The sequence below is a fragment of the Bradyrhizobium sp. Unk1 genome (assembly GCF_059512345.1).
Genome location: NZ_JCAMOP010000020.1, coordinates 61276 through 76865, shown reverse-complemented (window position 1 = coordinate 76865; position 15590 = coordinate 61276). Strand labels below are relative to the sequence as shown.

Annotated in this window: 20 protein-coding genes and 1 tRNA gene; 14 read left to right on the top strand and 7 right to left on the bottom strand. The window is 62.2% G+C overall.

The genetic code is table 11. The annotated features are described in order from the left end of the window. The first annotated feature begins 82 nt into the window (after positions 1-82). Both AC5ZFO_RS25140 and AC5ZFO_RS25135 read left to right on the top strand, forming a co-directional pair. On the top strand, positions 83-268 hold the full coding sequence (locus tag AC5ZFO_RS25140) for a hypothetical protein (protein ID WP_282519390.1): 186 nt from the start codon (positions 83-85) through the stop codon (positions 266-268). A gap of 477 nt (positions 269-745) precedes the next feature. Further along, the gene (locus tag AC5ZFO_RS25135; RefSeq protein ID WP_161495823.1) at positions 746-1843 is read left to right on the top strand and encodes a S1 family peptidase; all 1098 of its coding nucleotides are present in this window, start codon (positions 746-748) and stop codon (positions 1841-1843) included. Positions 1844-2000: 157 nt separating this feature from the next. Here the strand turns inward: AC5ZFO_RS25135 and AC5ZFO_RS25130 are convergent, their stop codons facing one another. From AC5ZFO_RS25130 to AC5ZFO_RS25115, 4 genes are all read right to left on the bottom strand, one after another. Continuing rightward, positions 2001-2780: a hypothetical protein gene (locus AC5ZFO_RS25130; RefSeq protein WP_282519391.1), complete on the bottom strand. Its 780-nt coding sequence runs from the start codon at positions 2778-2780 to the stop codon at positions 2001-2003. Positions 2781-2947: 167 nt separating this feature from the next. Next, the gene (locus tag AC5ZFO_RS25125; protein ID WP_282519392.1) at positions 2948-3082 is read right to left on the bottom strand and encodes a hypothetical protein; all 135 of its coding nucleotides are present in this window, start codon (positions 3080-3082) and stop codon (positions 2948-2950) included. Positions 3083-3232: 150 nt separating this feature from the next. Next, positions 3233-3946: a hypothetical protein gene (locus tag AC5ZFO_RS25120; RefSeq protein WP_282519393.1), complete on the bottom strand. Its 714-nt coding sequence runs from the start codon at positions 3944-3946 to the stop codon at positions 3233-3235. A gap of 5 nt (positions 3947-3951) precedes the next feature. Further along, positions 3952-4158: a hypothetical protein gene (locus tag AC5ZFO_RS25115; protein WP_282519394.1), complete on the bottom strand. Its 207-nt coding sequence runs from the start codon at positions 4156-4158 to the stop codon at positions 3952-3954. Between the two features lie 415 nt (positions 4159-4573). On the opposite strand from AC5ZFO_RS25115, the gene AC5ZFO_RS25110 reads away from it, so the two are divergent. The 3 genes from AC5ZFO_RS25110 to AC5ZFO_RS25100 all read left to right on the top strand — a co-directional run bounded on the left by AC5ZFO_RS25110 (position 4574) and on the right by AC5ZFO_RS25100 (position 7944). Further along, the gene (locus AC5ZFO_RS25110) at positions 4574-6178 is read left to right on the top strand and encodes a sensor histidine kinase (RefSeq protein ID WP_282519395.1); all 1605 of its coding nucleotides are present in this window, start codon (positions 4574-4576) and stop codon (positions 6176-6178) included. Positions 6179-6430: 252 nt separating this feature from the next. After that, positions 6431-6883 (top strand): VOC family protein, encoded by a 453-nt coding sequence (locus AC5ZFO_RS25105; protein WP_282519396.1) that lies wholly within the window; start codon positions 6431-6433, stop codon positions 6881-6883. A gap of 422 nt (positions 6884-7305) precedes the next feature. Then, positions 7306-7944 carry a glutathione S-transferase family protein gene (locus AC5ZFO_RS25100; RefSeq protein WP_282519397.1) on the top strand — a complete coding sequence of 213 codons (639 nt, stop codon included), beginning with the start codon at positions 7306-7308 and terminating at the stop codon, positions 7942-7944. A gap of 133 nt (positions 7945-8077) precedes the next feature. Here AC5ZFO_RS25100 and AC5ZFO_RS25095 read toward each other — a convergent pair whose 3' ends face one another. Genes AC5ZFO_RS25095 through AC5ZFO_RS25085 form a run of 3 tightly spaced genes read right to left on the bottom strand, consistent with a single transcriptional unit; the run spans position 8078 to position 8807 of the window. Further along, a complete protein-coding gene (locus AC5ZFO_RS25095) occupies positions 8078-8245 on the bottom strand; it encodes a hypothetical protein (RefSeq protein WP_014495480.1) in 168 nt (55 codons plus the stop codon). A gap of 5 nt (positions 8246-8250) precedes the next feature. Then, positions 8251-8496 (bottom strand): hypothetical protein, encoded by a 246-nt coding sequence (locus AC5ZFO_RS25090; RefSeq protein WP_282519398.1) that lies wholly within the window; start codon positions 8494-8496, stop codon positions 8251-8253. 56 nt (positions 8497-8552) lie between these two features. Continuing rightward, positions 8553-8807, bottom strand: a complete 255-nt coding sequence (locus tag AC5ZFO_RS25085) for a PilZ domain-containing protein (RefSeq protein ID WP_282519399.1) — start codon at positions 8805-8807, stop codon at positions 8553-8555. A 225-nt stretch (positions 8808-9032) separates the two neighbouring features. On the opposite strand from AC5ZFO_RS25085, the gene AC5ZFO_RS25080 reads away from it, so the two are divergent. From AC5ZFO_RS25080 to AC5ZFO_RS25040, 9 genes are all read left to right on the top strand, one after another. Beyond that, a tRNA-Glu gene (locus AC5ZFO_RS25080) sits at positions 9033-9107 on the top strand. A gap of 102 nt (positions 9108-9209) precedes the next feature. Next, the gene (locus tag AC5ZFO_RS25075; RefSeq protein WP_256461574.1) at positions 9210-9344 is read left to right on the top strand and encodes a hypothetical protein; all 135 of its coding nucleotides are present in this window, start codon (positions 9210-9212) and stop codon (positions 9342-9344) included. A gap of 506 nt (positions 9345-9850) precedes the next feature. Next, the gene (locus AC5ZFO_RS25070) at positions 9851-10081 is read left to right on the top strand and encodes a photosystem reaction center subunit H (RefSeq protein ID WP_081369264.1); all 231 of its coding nucleotides are present in this window, start codon (positions 9851-9853) and stop codon (positions 10079-10081) included. A 923-nt stretch (positions 10082-11004) separates the two neighbouring features. Further along, complete coding sequence (locus AC5ZFO_RS25065; protein WP_282519401.1) at positions 11005-11664, top strand: hypothetical protein; 660 nt, start codon at positions 11005-11007, stop codon at positions 11662-11664. A gap of 131 nt (positions 11665-11795) precedes the next feature. Further along, positions 11796-12422, top strand: a complete 627-nt coding sequence (locus tag AC5ZFO_RS25060; RefSeq protein WP_282519402.1) for a PilZ domain-containing protein — start codon at positions 11796-11798, stop codon at positions 12420-12422. A gap of 122 nt (positions 12423-12544) precedes the next feature. Beyond that, on the top strand, positions 12545-13549 hold the full coding sequence (locus AC5ZFO_RS25055) for an acyl-CoA desaturase (protein WP_496122755.1): 1005 nt from the start codon (positions 12545-12547) through the stop codon (positions 13547-13549). A gap of 137 nt (positions 13550-13686) precedes the next feature. Then, on the top strand, positions 13687-13944 hold the full coding sequence (locus tag AC5ZFO_RS25050; protein ID WP_282519404.1) for a hypothetical protein: 258 nt from the start codon (positions 13687-13689) through the stop codon (positions 13942-13944). 256 nt (positions 13945-14200) lie between these two features. After that, entirely contained in the window at positions 14201-14464 is a 264-nt protein-coding gene (locus tag AC5ZFO_RS25045) for a hypothetical protein (protein ID WP_282519405.1), read from the top strand. Between the two features lie 59 nt (positions 14465-14523). Next, positions 14524-15564 carry a PrsW family glutamic-type intramembrane protease gene (locus AC5ZFO_RS25040; protein ID WP_282519406.1) on the top strand — a complete coding sequence of 347 codons (1041 nt, stop codon included), beginning with the start codon at positions 14524-14526 and terminating at the stop codon, positions 15562-15564. Positions 15565-15590 lie beyond the last annotated feature (26 nt).

Sequence of the window (15590 nt, the reverse complement as noted above, 5' to 3'; positions counted from 1 at the left end):
CGTGAGTGATGCCGATGCGGATTGACGGAAAGCCCACCGCAAGGCGGGTTCTCTTTTGAGAGAATTCCCTGCATAGTGCGGCATGGCCAAAGCAAGAGTGACCTTCAAAACCGTCCGCCTCTCAGACAGCGACTGGAAGATACTGGCGGACTACCCCGACCACGAACAGCGCGAAATCACCGGATTCGCCAGCAAGGCAGATGCCGACGACTGGATCAACGGCGATCGCAAGATCGCATGGCTCCGTTCCCAAGGTTACGCCAAGTGAGCTAGCCAAGTGAGCTAGCTGTCGCGCGCACATCGCAATCCTCCTTTTTGATATTGCAGCCGCGTCGTGTCATGTCCTCGCGCGGACAGACGGTCACGCATGCGCGGCCCGCGCGTTGCCTTCGCAACCGCCGCCGTCACCTATGAATTGCCGGACCAGATCCCCTGGGGCCTGGTTGACGCGCGAATTGCGGTGATAGTGCACTGAATTCATTCGCGATCGCCACCTAGCTGGCTCGCGGCTTCGGTCGGTGCTCGGCGGCAGCGCAATTAAGTGCACTGTCACCGTAATTCCGAAGCCGCGATCGGCGCCGAGTCCACCGGCGCCGGTGACGGGCTGGTAGGCCCATAGGTAGAAAGTCCCGCAGGCTACTTCGCCGCTTGCGACCAGAAGATGCGGTCGTTAAGCTATTCATGTTCCGCAGGGCGCGGCGTTGGGCTGGGGTGGAGAAGGTGTTCCGTACAGGAGCCCGGATCGATGGCGACCCCCAAGGACGATTCTCAGGTTGCGACTGAGAAAGCGCCGGCCCGGAATCGGCAACCGCTCGACACGCTCGAGCAAATCTCGCGCATATCGGTCCCGCTCCTGATCCCGATCGTGGTGGCGCTCATCGGATATTTCGGCAACGAGATCCTCAATAATCGACAGGGCGAGATCGAGAAAAAGAAGATCGACCTGGAGTACGTCAAGATCGCGAAGGACGTCGCGTCCAGCGTAACACCGGATGCCAACATTGTTATTACGAACTGGGCCTACCGGGTGCTGTTCAAGCTCTCGCCGGTCTCCGTTCCCGACGAAGAAGTCGAGATTCTCTCCAAGCAGCGTGCGCCGCTGCCATCGTCCGTTTCGCCGGCGATACTCGGGGGAACCGGCACGTCCGCTGCGGAATGGCCCTGGCTGGTGTCCGTCTTTGAGGACGGCACGTTCATTTGCAACGGGACCGTGATTGCTCCGAAGGCGGTGCTGTCGGCCGCCAACTGCATGTCCGGTGAACGGCGCGGCAAGTTCGAGGTGGCCACCGCGACCGATAATGGACCAAACGTCAGAATTGGCCGGCGGATTCCGGTCACCAAGTTCGTCGTTCATCCCACGTTTTCGGAGGACACCGCGCGGGATGACATCGCCATTCTTGAAATCGGCACGGCATTGCCGCCGCCCTTCATCACGATTGCAACCCAGAAATCGGCTGATCCGAGAATTGGCGAACTGACCCTGGTCGCAGGGTTCGACTTCAAATCGCAACCGGCAAGCCTTCTGCAGAGTCCGGTCCCGATCGCCAACGCCGCAATGTGTGCCGCAATGTATCCAGGCAAGGTCATGCCCGAGGGGACCTTTTGCGCTGGCTTCGAACACGGTGGCGCCGTTGCATGTGCGCACCGGGGTGCCGGAGGACCGGCAGTGCTGCTGAACAGCGCGGGCCGGAAATATCAAGTCGGGATCGTCAGTTTGGGCGAGGATTGCAACAGCCCCAAGGCGGGCCTCGGTGTCTACACTCGCGTGTCGTCCTATGCAGACTGGATCCGGAAAGCCGTGCCTAACCTGCCGGGCGAACAGGTGACGGGAGACAAGCGATAGGCGGAATTGCGGTGACAGTGCATCAAATTCATTCGCCATCGGCACCCTGTTGGCTTGCGGCTTCGGACCGCGTTTGGCGGACAGCATCAATTGAGTGCACTGTCACCGTAATTTCCAACGTCGGGACGCCGACTTATCGCGTAGTCACTGGGCGCCCCTAGGTGAATATCTTGGTCAACACTTGTGCAATCGTGCTGCTTGCAGCCTTCATCCCGATATCGGCCGCGAACGTAACGAGGGTCTTGCCCCATCGCTGAAGTTTGCCGGTGTCCGGCTTTGCAGTTGATGCTTCCGCTTTGAGGACATCAGCGATGTCCCGAAAGCCTTGCTGTTGATCGGGGTTCAGGGCGGCGAACTCTGGGGAGTTTATCGCTTGGTCGATGGCCTCAATTAGCTGATGCTGTTGTTGAACAAATGCCGATTGGGAAAACGTCCCCGCTCCCACCTGCGCCACCGCACCTGGACTATTGGACTGATTGATGACCGCGTTGACCACAGGATCTTTCTTCAACCGCTCACTCCCTTGCATCCCGTGTGAGAAATCGTCCAAAGCTTGCTGTTTGAACCGGTCCAGTTTACCACGGACCATTTCGAGATGGTTGGTGCTAACCTCTCCCAATCCCAGTCGTTCGGCCTTTTCAGTGATCTCCGCCCAGATCAGGTGCTGCACCCGGTCAGCGAAGTTCTTGAGATACACTAAGGCTCCAGGCTCGTGGCCCCCAGTGAACTCAAAGGTGAATTTCGACGCATCCGTGATCGTCGATTTGAGCAGGTTCGTCGCGATGTCCTCAAAGGCAATAAGGGTTGCCCCGCTCTTCAATCTTCCCGCAGCGGCGTGCTTGTTCTGCAGCGCCTTCACGTCGCGTGTTACCGCTTCGTGGACATCGGGTAACCGATTGTCGAGAGAGCGGCCGAGATAGTCCGTATCGAACACCATGTTGTTCTCAAAGAAAAAACGCCCCGGAGAGCACTATTCTAACCAACTCCGTGGGTTATGCTACCGGGCGTAGCTGGCTATCAACTGCTCCCGCTTGCTGACAATTGCGGTGACAGCGCATCAAATTCATTCGGCGTCGCCGACCGCCCTGCGGCTTCGGTCCACGCTTAGAGCCGCCCGGTCAGTCGCTCGAGGCGGGCGATGAAGCGGTCGTCTCCCAGTGGACGACCGGTACTCTCCGCGGCGCGCTCCTGAGTGAACAGGCCTACCTCCGGCGAACTGTCGAGCAGGTCGGCGAACACGAGAAGCGGTCCCTGATCAGCGTCAGCGCGCGTTGCGGTGACAGTGCACTAAATTGATTCCCGATCGCCAGCCCTACTGACTCTGGGGCTTCGGCCGACAGCTTGGTGCTAGCGCCAATTGAGTGCACTGTCACCGTAACTCCAGCCACTTCAATTCGTCGTGGTCTTGCCGCCGCGCATGGACACGAGCTTGTCCTCACCAAATCCGAGAATGAGCCAAGCGGTCTCATCGAAACCGTCTGCGAGCTTTCCCTCGTGAGAATACACGATCTGAGCAGCTTCCGACTTCGACGGCGGTCCCAACGCCGTGATGACCTCCTGACGCGACATACCTAAATGCAGCTTGCTGTCGAGGACGACGGGCGAGAACTTTTCCGGGATGATGGCGCAATCGGCCGAGGCCCCGGCGTCGTTCTCGGTGAGCTCTTCAACGATCTCCGTGACGAGATGGTCCGGGCCGCCCATCTCTCCGCTGGACACCACCCATAATCGATGCTGCGCGCGCCGATAACACAGCCAATAGATGCTATCTCCAGCGTCGCCTTGGTGTCGGATGGTCCCTTCGCCCACGGCTTCGCGAACCGCGCCGAGCCGCGTCTCTTCGAAGCGGCCGGCGAATGCGCCTAGCGAAAAGCGGGTCGCCAATCTCTTCACGACTGTCGGCGGCACGCGCTCGAACGCATGTTCGTCGACTGGGGGCGGCGGTGTCTGCGCGGAGCAGTCGTCCGCGGGGATCGCGAAAAGGAGAAGGAGCAAGAAGAGCGTCTTTCGACCATCAACTCCGAATTGCCTATATATTTCTCGCCTCAGCAGGTCGCGCCTAGGCGTCGAGAGTGCGGGCATCAGTTTCTGGGTGTCGGACACGTCAGTCACCCCAGATTCCCTTCATTGATCTTGTGCGCAACCTCGCCAACAGAGCTGCCAACGATGACGGCGGTCACGATTGGCCAAAAACCCGCCACCATGACGATAGCGCCCCAACGCATGTCTTCGCCGGGCCGTCTGTAGCCATCGTTGATGCCGCCGAGGATCAACCAGATCAGGCAGCCAATTGCATATCGCTTGAACCATTTCACGGCGAAATACCTTCCAGATATGGGCATTAGTGACCGTGACATTGAGGATGGTTCATCGGCAGGACCGGGCTTGCTCATTTACGAAAAGCGGTGACAGTGCATTGAACTCATCCGCGAGTCCCGGCCGACGCTGCGGCTCGGCCGTCCACGCTTAGCTAGGGCGTGTACTCATTAACTCGCAGATGTCCGATCTTGGGACTAAGCGGAAATATTCGGATCGATCAGAGCATCACCGGTTTTGACCCGAAGCGGACCTTTAAGTGCCGCCCGGTCCGGACTAGCAGCAGGCCACTGAAACCCTGCAAGCGCGTCTTCGGCAAGTTGAAAACATCGTCTCGAAAACATACGCTCCGTCCAGACGAAACTCAGGGCAGCTTCGTGCCGCGCGTTCCAGCCGCTGGGAAGATTCGCTCCGATGATGAAACCCGCCGTCATTGTCCCGGAGGATCAGTCTTTCGCCCTTGCGACCGTACCGCCCGGCCGGGCGCAGAAACGGCTTGCCCTTGCGGTCATGCTCGCTTTCCTGGGCGTCGTCTTAATCTTGGCAGGGGCGCTCTCGAACGTCCAGCTGGCGAGGATCGATAGCTTCGTCCCGGCCTACGGCACGGCGATGTTCGTGAATGACATGATCACCGCGGTCCTGCTGTTCAACCAGTTCGCCACCCTGCGTTCGAGTGCCCTCCTCGCAATCTCAACCGGGTATCTCTTCACGGGGCTCATGCTTGTCCCCTGGATGCTGGTCTTTCCAGGGGCGTTCGCGCCAGTTGGCCTGCTTGGCGCGGGGCTACAGAGCACGGATTGGCTCAACGCTCTGAGGTACGCCGGTTTTCCTACGTTCGTCATCGCATATACCCTTTTGAAGGTTGCCGATCCGCCCAAGCGATTGTGGGAGGGCTCAGTGGGCGCGACGATTCTTTCGAGTGTTGCGATGACGTCAGCCGTTGTGTGTGCCGTGACAGTTCTTGTCACAGTGGGTGAGGCATACTTGCCCCGCATCATGCTCGACCCGGTCCATTTTTCTAACCTCGCGCTCTATATTGCCAGTTGTCTAATCCTGTGGAACGTAGTTGCGCTCACTTTGCTCTGGATGCGCCAGCGTTCGGTGCTCGATCTGTGGCTGATGGTGGTTGTTTGCGCATATGCAATTGAGATCTATCTGGTCTCGTTTCCCGGTTTTGCCCGGTTCAGCGCCGGCTGGTATGCTGGCCGGGTCTTCGGGTTCGTGTCCAGCATTCTTGTACTCTTTGTCCTGCTGTATGAGATAACGACGCTTCACGCGCAGCTGCTCGGCGCGGTCCTGGCGCAACGTCGCGAACGTGAGGCGCGGCTGATGACCGGCGACGCCGTCTCGGCTTCAATTGCCCACGAAATCAAACAGCCATTAACGGCGATCATAGCCAGTGCCAACGCGGGATTGCACTGGCTTGATCGTGTCGAGCCTGACCTCGATAGTGCCAGGAATGCATTTCGGCGCGTCGTGACCACCGGACACCGTGCGGATGCCGTGATTGAAAATATCCGGATGCATTTCAAGACGGGTGCACGGACCCGGACTTCGCTCGATATCGACGATGTCATCCAGGAAGCTCTGACCGTCGTCCGTGACCAATTGCGGAGACATCGGGTCGCCGTTCAAGCCGACGTTAACAAACGGCTGCCGCGGATAAGAGGCGAACAGGTTCAGCTCCAGCAAGTGCTGGTGAATTTGATTACGAACGCAATTGACTCCATGGCCAAGAAGAATGGGGAGCGGGTCCTATCCATAAGGTCTGAAGTCCATCACTCCAGACACGTGATGGTATCGGTAGAAGACACGGGGGAGGGTCTAGAGCCCGGCGGCGCCGTGGATCGGATATTCAACCCGATGTTCACGACCAAAACGGATGGCATGGGCATGGGGCTGTCAATCTGCCGGTCGATCATCGAGGCGCATGAAGGACAAGTATGGGTGACCGCCGATAAAGGCCGCGGCGCCATTTTTCACTTCACGGTTCCGGTAGACTCGGACAGCCCATCCTAGTAGCCGCCTGAGTCCGACTTTGGCCCTTGTGCGACCTTGGACAACGTCCGCTCTTCCGCCGCTGTTGGGGGTTGAGCGGACATCAGTCGGCCAACCGTTTAATGAGTACACGTCCTAGCTTGCCGCGCCCAGCGTCTCTCCCTCACGCAGATGTGCCTGCGCCCCCTGCCCCTCGCCCCACTTTCCTGCTATCTCCTACCCCCGCCGCCCCGGCCCAAAGCAAAACCCCATCCGTTCAAGGGAGCAACAACCATGCGATACCTCCACACCATGCTGCGCGTGCGCAATCTCGATGCCGCGCTGAAGTTTTACCAGGATGCGCTGGGCTTGAAGGAGGTACGGCGGATCGAGAATGACAAGGGGCGCTTCACGCTCGTCTTCCTGTGCTCGGCGGACGATCTCGAGGCGCTGAAGAAGCAGCCGCAAACGCGCGGCGCGCCGCTGGTCGAGCTCACTTACAATTGGGACGAGGAGACCTACGGCGAGGACCGCTTCTTCGGCCATCTCGCCTATGAGGTCGACGACATCTACGCCACCTGCGCGCAGCTGATGAAGGCCGGCGTCACCATCAACCGTCCCCCGCGCGACGGCAACATGGCCTTCGTCCGCTCGCCGGATCTGCACTCGATCGAGCTGCTGCAGAAGGGCGAGCCGAAGGCGCCGGCCGAGCCGTGGTCGTCGATGCCGAATACCGGCCATTGGTAGGGCCGCGCCACAGGAACCAGCCCTCGCGACCGGTGTTGTCCCTCCGACATAACGATTGGAGGAGGACACAATGGGACGAGGACTGTTGCTGTGGATGCTTGGCGTGCCGATTCCTGTGATCATTCTGCTGTGGCTGTTCTTCGGCCACTGATCATCGGGCTCGATCTGCCAGATTCGATTTGCCAAGTTCGATTTGCCGAGTTTGGCTTGCAATGAAAGCTCCGCCGACGGCGGAGCTTTTTGCATGAGGGGCGCGCCGCAATCGCCGTCGCTCCGCCTGAGGAATTCGGCTATCACGCGCGCGAGCTTGCTCGTAGCCCGGATGGAGCGAAGCGTAATCCGGGACCGCTGCAGCCGAAGCACCCCGGATTTCGCTTCGCTCCATCCGGGCTACGAAACCGAAAACGCCGCGGGAGAACTTCATGCCGGACACCAAGCGGACGATCTGGGGCCGCGCCAACTCGGTCAACGTGCAGAAGGTGCTGTGGTGCCTCGCCGAGCTCGACCTGCCCTATGAGCGCATCGATGCCGGCATGAGTTTCGGCAAGACCCGCGAGGCCGACTATCTCGCGATGAATCCCAATGCGCGGATCCCGACGCTGGTCGAGGGCGACTTCGTGCTGTGGGAATCGAACTCCATCATGCGCTATCTCTGCCTCGCGCATGGCCGCGGCACGCCGCTCTATCCCGAAGCCGCGAAGCTGCGCACCAGCGTCGACCGCTGGCTCGACTGGACGCTGTCGATGGTGCAGCCGGTCGACCGCCCGGTGTTCTGGGGCATCGTGCGCACGCCGCCCGCCGAGCGCGACATGATCCAGGTGCAGCGGGATGCCGATGCCGCCGCCGAGGTCTGGGCCATCGCCGACCGCCTGCTCTCGTCGCGCCGCTTCATCGACGGCGACCAGTTCACGCTGGCCGACATCGCGGTCGGCGCCTATGCGCGGCGCTGGCTCGGCGTCGAGGGCATCACCCGCCCGGCCCAGCCGCATCTGACGCGCTGGCTCGCCGAGCTCGGCAAGCGGCCCGGATTTGCCCAGTTTGTCGCACCGCCGATGTCGTGAGCCGGCGGCGCGGCCTAAGCTGCGCTGAACGCGCGATGAATCGTCGTCATGACGCACGCATCAAGCGCCGCGCCGGGACTTGACGGCTACTGTGCATGGGGTTGTTTTAGCGTTTTTTTGTTTTAGGTGGTGCCTAGCGCCAGCCGCGCTCGACCAGCAGCACGCAGATGATCAGCACCAGCGTCACGGCGGCGGTGGCGAGCTTGGCCGTCCAGCTCAGGCCGCGGCCGACCCACAACAGCAGCGCGCAATACATCACGAAGGGGACGATGATGTCGGGCCGCATGAGATCCGGCGGCATCGGCTTCAGCGCCTGACCGTGGTCTCGACGCTGACCGAGCCGCCGATCTTCACGCAGGTGCCGGTGCTCTCGACCATGACGAAGCGCGGGCCATAGGCGGCGCAGGAGCCGGCCTTGGCTGCACCGCCCGCGCCCTTCAGCGGCAGCGCCTTGCCGGCCTGCGGCCGCTCGGCAGGCGGAAGGCGCAGGGCCTCGGCTGCGGCCGCGGAGGTGGCCAGCAACGGGATGAGGATGAGGAGCGGCGCGCGCATGCAGCCGTTCTAGCCCGGACCGGCGCCACGCGCCATCCGGGTCGCCTCGTCCGGGATCAGATGAACTTGACGCCGGCCGATTTGCCGCGGCGCCAGACCACCTGGCAGCTCCGCCCGGTGCGGGCATCGCGCGCGAACGCCATCCGGATCACGCCCGGGAGCTGGGTCGCGTCCTCGTCCATCGTGATCTTCGCGCCGGTATCGGAGATGTCCTGGACCAGGCAATGCCGCGCCGCGAACCCTCCGTCGAGCGTGATCCAGGCGTGCCGCGACAGCGATTTGCGGGCTGCGCGCTTCTTGGGCTGGGGCATGGACAAAATCTCTCCGGTTCCAGCGCTAGCTCAGGGGGCCTAAGAAACCGTTGAAATCGCCTGCGAATGTAACGGGGCTGTGGGCTATCCACCGGTGTCAAAAGACCGTTCCCGAACGGCTTGCCCACGGCGCCAAAGGCCACTATACGTTCGCCCGCTGCAGCCGCCGGGCTCGACTCGGGTGGCCGGCGGCCGTGCCGCGAAAAGCGGCGGGGCCTTGTGTTTGCTCCCTTCGTCTATCGGTTAGGACGCCACCCTTTCACGGTGGAGAGAGCGGTTCGATTCCGCTAGGGAGCGCCAACAAAATCAATCACTTGCCGCCTCCTCCGCCGCCGTGTCCAACACCTGTCCAATATACGGGTATGGACTCGTTCACAGCGCCGGGTCGCGGAGCTGCGCGAGATGGAGCGCCTTTGCTCGGATTGGGCGGACGATGACGATCTCGTTCTCGCGCGCGACGGCCTGAACGCGCTGGCGGCCGACTACCGCGCCGCTGCGGACGCGATGGTTCCCTCCGGTGCTGTTTGGGACCTTTAGGGCGCGGTGAGCGTTGAGGCGTTAGCACCGGGGCAGGATCGCGAACCCCGGAGTTCGGATCATGAGCACGATCCCTGCGGACCTCGAAAGAAAGTTCGAACAACGGTGGGCCGCCAGATTCGCGCGGCCCATTCCGCCGGCTCCATTTGCGCGCCCAGCCTGTCCGAGCTGCAAGGCCCAGATGATGCTCGTCAGCATCGAGCCAAAAAGCCTAAGCGTGGACTTGCACATGTTTCGCTGCGCTGTCTGCAATCACGCACTTACGACCTTCGCAGCGCATGAAGATCCCATGCATTCCAATGGCCGCTGGCTTCAAGGCGATTTGCACCCACCGAAGTAACCCGCGCTGCAAGTCGTGACCGAAGGCGAGAAGCCGCGGCTGCCGGAAGGTTTCAGGGTCGAGCTCGACAAGGACGGCTGGCGGCACTCACTCGCGCGAAGCGGCGATGGCCTCAATGCATCTGCCGCTCTGACTGATCTTCACTAATCCGCCAGCCGCGTAGGGCATGACCATGTCCGATGACTGGACCAAACGAGCGACGAACATCCTTCGAGAACTTCATGCTGCCGAGACGGAGCTAATCGGCAGGGGTGTTATCCTGACCGACGGTAAGGCGGGGACGGTTGATCACGTCTTCCTTGACGAGGTGCACGGGCTCCGGATCTCGATCGGTGGCCACGACGGCAAGTGGCCGATTTCGACTCTGAAGCTTCTAGACTCCGGTTTCGCCAGATAGCTTGTCCGCCCGGTCCTCCGCGGTGGACCCTCGGTGACCGGGCGCCCAGCGCGGACTTCGAAGGCCTGCTCGCCGGTGCCTGGCCGAGTAAGCCAGTCACAGTTTACCTGGAGTGGCAGCCATGATGCAGAACGTTGTAGCCGGATGCGTCGCAGTGGCTTTGATTATCCTGGCCTTGATTGGCTTCGCCCAAACGCACCATGAATGTTGGCACGGGCACGTGCTCCTAACCCATGAGCCCTGCGGATCCGTCAGCCCTTCAATATAAGAACAACCATTTTCCGCTGATCTAGGGCGGGACCAAAGCCCCGCGGCTCGTGAAGTTCTGCCCGCACCGGTAAGCTTGCGGACGACTCAGCGCGAAAGACCCCTACCGCCCGGTAACCGCCTTCTGGCGCGCCGCGTTCAGGTCTGCCTTTGTCTGCGCAGTTGCGGCACTCGCGGGCTCTCGATTTGGGGGCGGCTCATTGAGGTCTCGGGCCCACTGCGCGCCAGATCGAGCAACTGACTTCGGAGCGGCATGTTCTGAGCTGGAGCAGGCAGAGACAAGAGAAACGACAACAAGAGACATCCCCGTCCGGCCCAACGTTCGAGTGATCCTGTTCATCAGGCAATCACCTTCCGGCGCGGCCTTACTGTTGGCGCCTGCGATCAGCTCTAGCATCGAAATAGATGACCACCGCGAATGTGGCGCCTAGAGCCAAAACGCTGACACAGCCGGTAATCAACACCACCGCCATCATAGCTGGATCAGTATTTCCACGGCGTCAGGGGTGGGCAATTCACGAATGATTAGCGCATGCAACAAGGCTGGAGCCCGCCAGCGTGAACCGGCGGCCGCTGATGCGGCGAAATCCGCTGCCCCGCATGAACCTCCCCGCCCCTGACCGACGACCAATGTCCCGTTGGAACCGGTACAGGCCATGGTGCTGCATAAATCCCCCTCGGACCGCCAGATCGGCGCCGCCTCGCCGGCTCCGCCGTCCTGGATGCACCGTACCGCGGCCTACGCGCCGGAGCGGCGCGCCGGAATGTTGGAGCACATGGCGCGGGCCCGATCGCTTCCGCAGCCCCAGGCCGCGACGGCGCCGACGCCGTCGCGCACGAGCGGCCTGGACATTCTCGGCGATGCCTTCGGCTACTTAGTTTTGTTCGGTGTCATCGCCCTGTTCTTCCAGTCGCGCATTCCGCTCAATCTCGGTGCCTTCCTCTTCCTCACCGACGGCGAGCGCATCGAGCACGCGCTTGGAACGATCGGCATCCGGCTCGAGCGGGATACGGTCGGCCCCGACATCATCAAGGGCTTCGCATCCCTGTTCGGGTGGTTCGCGCTGCTCGCGTCCTTGCAAGGCTCCGTCCCGGCCTCGCTTGCGGCATGGATGCCGCCGGACACATCCTGGTCCGCGATTGCCGGCATCGCATTCGTGTTCGCGACCGTCGAAGCGTCTGCGGGGTTGGCGATGCGGCACGCATTGCCGTGGTTCGGATTTCAGATCAGGCCGGACAGCCTGACTGCGACGGCGATCAAGCTCCTCATGGCCGTCGGCCTGCTCGCCTTGCTGGTGCTGCTCGGATCTCTCTGAGCGGCACACTGTCGTGACACGCCACGTCCATTTACCGAAAATTTACCCCCGCTATTTGATCGGCGTATCGTTTGCTTAGACGTTGCCCGCTACGTGATTTTACGGAAACACTCCGAAACACGATTGGCGTCATGTCCGTCTCAGAGTTCCTCAGGCAGCGCGCAGTGGAAGTCAGCGTGAGCGGCAGCTACTCGCTGCCGCGCTGGTACGATTGCGAGGGCCAGCTACGCACCTTCGCCTGCCGCACCAAGCGTGTCTCTCCGTTCCGCATGATCGTCGACGTGCCTGTCGTCGGCAAGGTCGGCGAGCGCGTGACCTCCTATTTCCAGGACTTTGGCGAATTCCAGTGCACCATCAGCGCGACGCTGAAGGCGGGCTTCCTGATGGAACTCGACATGACGCGGGAGCGGCGCGCCTGGATGTCGGAAAAGCTGACCTGGCTGGAGAAGAAGCAGAAGGACGCCAGCATTCTAGAACTGCGCAATGACGCGCGCTTCGTTCCCCAGGTCTCGCACACCTTTCTGACGCTCGCCGACGGCAGCACCCATGCCTGCTTCATCATCGACGTCTCCACGGCCGGCGTCGCGATATCCTGCGAATACGACCCGCCGATCGGAACCCCGCTTGCGGTCGGCGCCTGCGTCGGGCGCGTCATTCGCAAATTCGACAACGGCTTTGCCGTCAAGTTCGCCGAAAAGCAGCAGCGGGACGACCTCGTCCGCCTCGTCGTCCGTACGCCCATGCTGCAATCGGCCTGAATCGGCCCGATCGATTTTAACTCAATTTTAACTAAATACTGGAGGTGCTGATCCCCGCGCGGTAGGGTGTGACCCAGTACGTCCGCAATCACTGCGGGCCCCGAGTTATTGGAAGTCCCGGAATGTCCATCGCTGAGTTCGCCCCGGCAGAGACCGCCCAAAACGCGCCCGCCGCAAAGCCACAGCTCCCGCCCGGCGTCGTCACTGAAGGACCGCTCGTTCAGGCCAAGTTGCGCGAAAGCTATCTCCTCCTCGGCATTCTCTATGTCGGCGCTGTCGCGGGCATCATCTGGGCCATCACGCAAGGCGTCGGCAAGGTGGAGCTGTTTACCTTCGCCTGGATGTTCGCGCTGACGACATTCGGCATCGGCGCCGGCATGCACCGCCTGTTCGTCCATCGCAGCTTCCGCACCGGCCCGATCATGCGCGTGTTCTTCTGCGCCATTGCCCAGATGGCGGTGCAGGGCTCGATCGCGAAATGGGTCGCCAACCACCGCCGCCATCACTTTTATGCCGATGACGTCGGCGATCCCCACAGCCCGCAATTCGACGGCTTCGGCAATCGCTATGTCAGCGCGCTCAAGGGTTTCCTGCACGCCCAGGGCAGCTGGGTGTTCGACCAGGCGACGACCGAGAACGAATATTACGCCAAGGACATCCTCGCCGATCCCATTGCGATGTTCTTCGTGCGCACGCGCTGGGTCTGGTACGGGATGTCGGCCGTCTTCATCCCCGGCATGATCGGTTACGTTTTCGGCGGCGTGCACACCATGATCGGCTGCGTGCTGTTCTCCGGCCTGCTGCGTGCGTATCTGCTGATCCTCACCAGCCAGCTCACCGGCTCGGTCTGTCATGCCTACGGCTATCGCCGCTTCGAGGTCGAGGACGCCTCGACCAACGAGTTCGTGACCACGATCCTCACCTTCGGCGAGGGTCTGCACAACAACCATCACCGCTTCCCGCGGGACGCCTATATCTCGCACGCCTGGTGGGAGATCGATCTCAACGGCCTGATCATTCTGGGCATGGAGAAGATCGGCCTCGTCCACGACGTCTTCCACGCCTCGCACCGTCAGCTCGAGCTGGCGTCCGAAGCGGAGGCGCAGGCAGCCACGACGGCGCGCTAAGGCGACAGGCGGCGGCCGTTCCTCCAGCCGCCTTGCCTCCGCTCCGCTGCCCTATCGCGGCCCCATTGCGGGATCAGCTTTTGAGGGTCTGTGCCTCGTGCCGGACCTCATTTGCAGACTTGCGATCGGGGGACCGAATGGCAGTCAACAAGATTACGGTTGATAAGATCACCTGGGACAGGGTTGGCCGGGTCACCGAGCCCGGACGCTATATGTACACCTTTGGCTGGCTGACGATTACGGCCGGCGACCTCGATATCTGGAAGCAATATCCGCAAGCCGCCTTCACGCTGCTCGCGCACCACGCCGAGCCGGACGAGGCCGTCGGCGAGGAATTCCGTCTCGGCGCCTTCGACATCGCCCCGGACGAACCGCCGCCGTTCACCACGCATTGAAGCGCGGGAAACACCGGCCCAATCGCCCTGCGGGCTGCGCCCCCGGCGCAGGCGACTGCGGGAACACATGGCATGCACGTTGCTTAATCAACGTCATGATACATATCCCCGCCGTCGACCAGGCCTTCCTGCTGCTGCTCATTGTCTTCTGCCTTGGCACGTGCCTCGTACGCGCCTTCTGGGAGCTGGAGCAGGTGCGCGCACGCTGGGTCGCTGCGCCGCCCCGTGGGCGCACAACGAAGCGTGACTAGGCCGGTTGGCCCGGCCGAGCGTCGTCCAGGCGGCAGCCACGCCGCCTCTGGACTCGCCGCTCAGCCACGTGCATCGTGAATCGAAGAAACCTGCGCAGTGCCTTGATCTGACTTACCAATCGCGATCCCGTGGCGGCCGCGGACCGCTGCCATCGATGACGATTGGTTCTGTCATGCGCTTGATTGCGCTCGTCTTCTACACGTTCGGCGCCGATCCCGATGAACGCTGGCTGTCGCGCCTGTTAAGTGACGCGACAGCGAATGCATGACACATGGTCGCATCGGTAGACGTAGATAAGCGGACCAAGGGAACCTATTTTCGGCGCCGATGTACCTGATTGAAGCTTTGCCCACCGTCATCGGAACTGCCGCCATCGCCCCGGCGCTGCTGATGCTGTGGCTCGTCATTGCGGCCGAGGAGCGCCCGGGACCGCCGGCCCAGGTCTGGACTGCGTTCCTGCTCGGCGCGGCCAGCATTTCGCTGCTCGGCCTTGCCCGCGCGCCCTTCGCCAAGATGGTTGCAGCCCCTGACAACCCCTGGGCGGCGCTCGCCATGCATTCGGTCTTCGGGGTCGCGCTGCCCGAGGAAGCCGTCAAGGTGATCGCCATCGTGCTGGTCTCCTCGACCAAGCGGCGGACCTTTGCGAACCCCATGGATACTGTGGTCTACGGCGCCGCGGTCGGCCTCGGCTTCGCCGCCTACGAGAACCTCGCCTACCTCGTCCAGCATGCCGAGATGTGGCGCTCGCTGGCAGCGCTGCGCAGCGTGCTGACCGTGCCGTTCCACGGCGCGCTCGGCATCATCGCCGGTGCCTACCTGACGATCGCACGCGCGGGCACGGCGCTGGGTGCGAACCGCCACCATCGCGACTGGGCCCGCCTGTCCAGCCGCCTGCTGATCTTCGCCGGCCCGCTCGCGCTGCATTCGGCCTTCGACTTCCCGCTGCTGACCCTGCAGCGGATGCCCGATCTCGATCCGACGCTGCGGATGTGGCTGGGCGGAGCGAGCCTGCTGATCGGCTTCAGCTCGATCGCCTTCGCCATCCGCCTGGTGCGGCGGGTCGCGCGCCATCACGCGCCGCGGACCGATATCGCGCGGGAGCGGCTCAGCCAGCTGCGCCGGATGTGGGCGCTGCTGCTCGCCGGCGGCGGCGTCGGCTTTCTCGGCCTCGCCTTCGTGCTGACCTCGATCCATCACTGGCTGATCAATCCCGAGCGTAATCTGACATTGGCCCTGATCCCGATCGGCTTCGTCTCGATCCTGCTCGGCCTCGCGCTCCTGATCGTCACGATCGCGATCTACGTTCTCGGCCGCAACCGCGTTCGCACCAGCGGCGAAGGTTTTTCGTCAGCGCACGGCGGCGGTTGAGCCACGGGATGGCAAGCTGAGTGTGT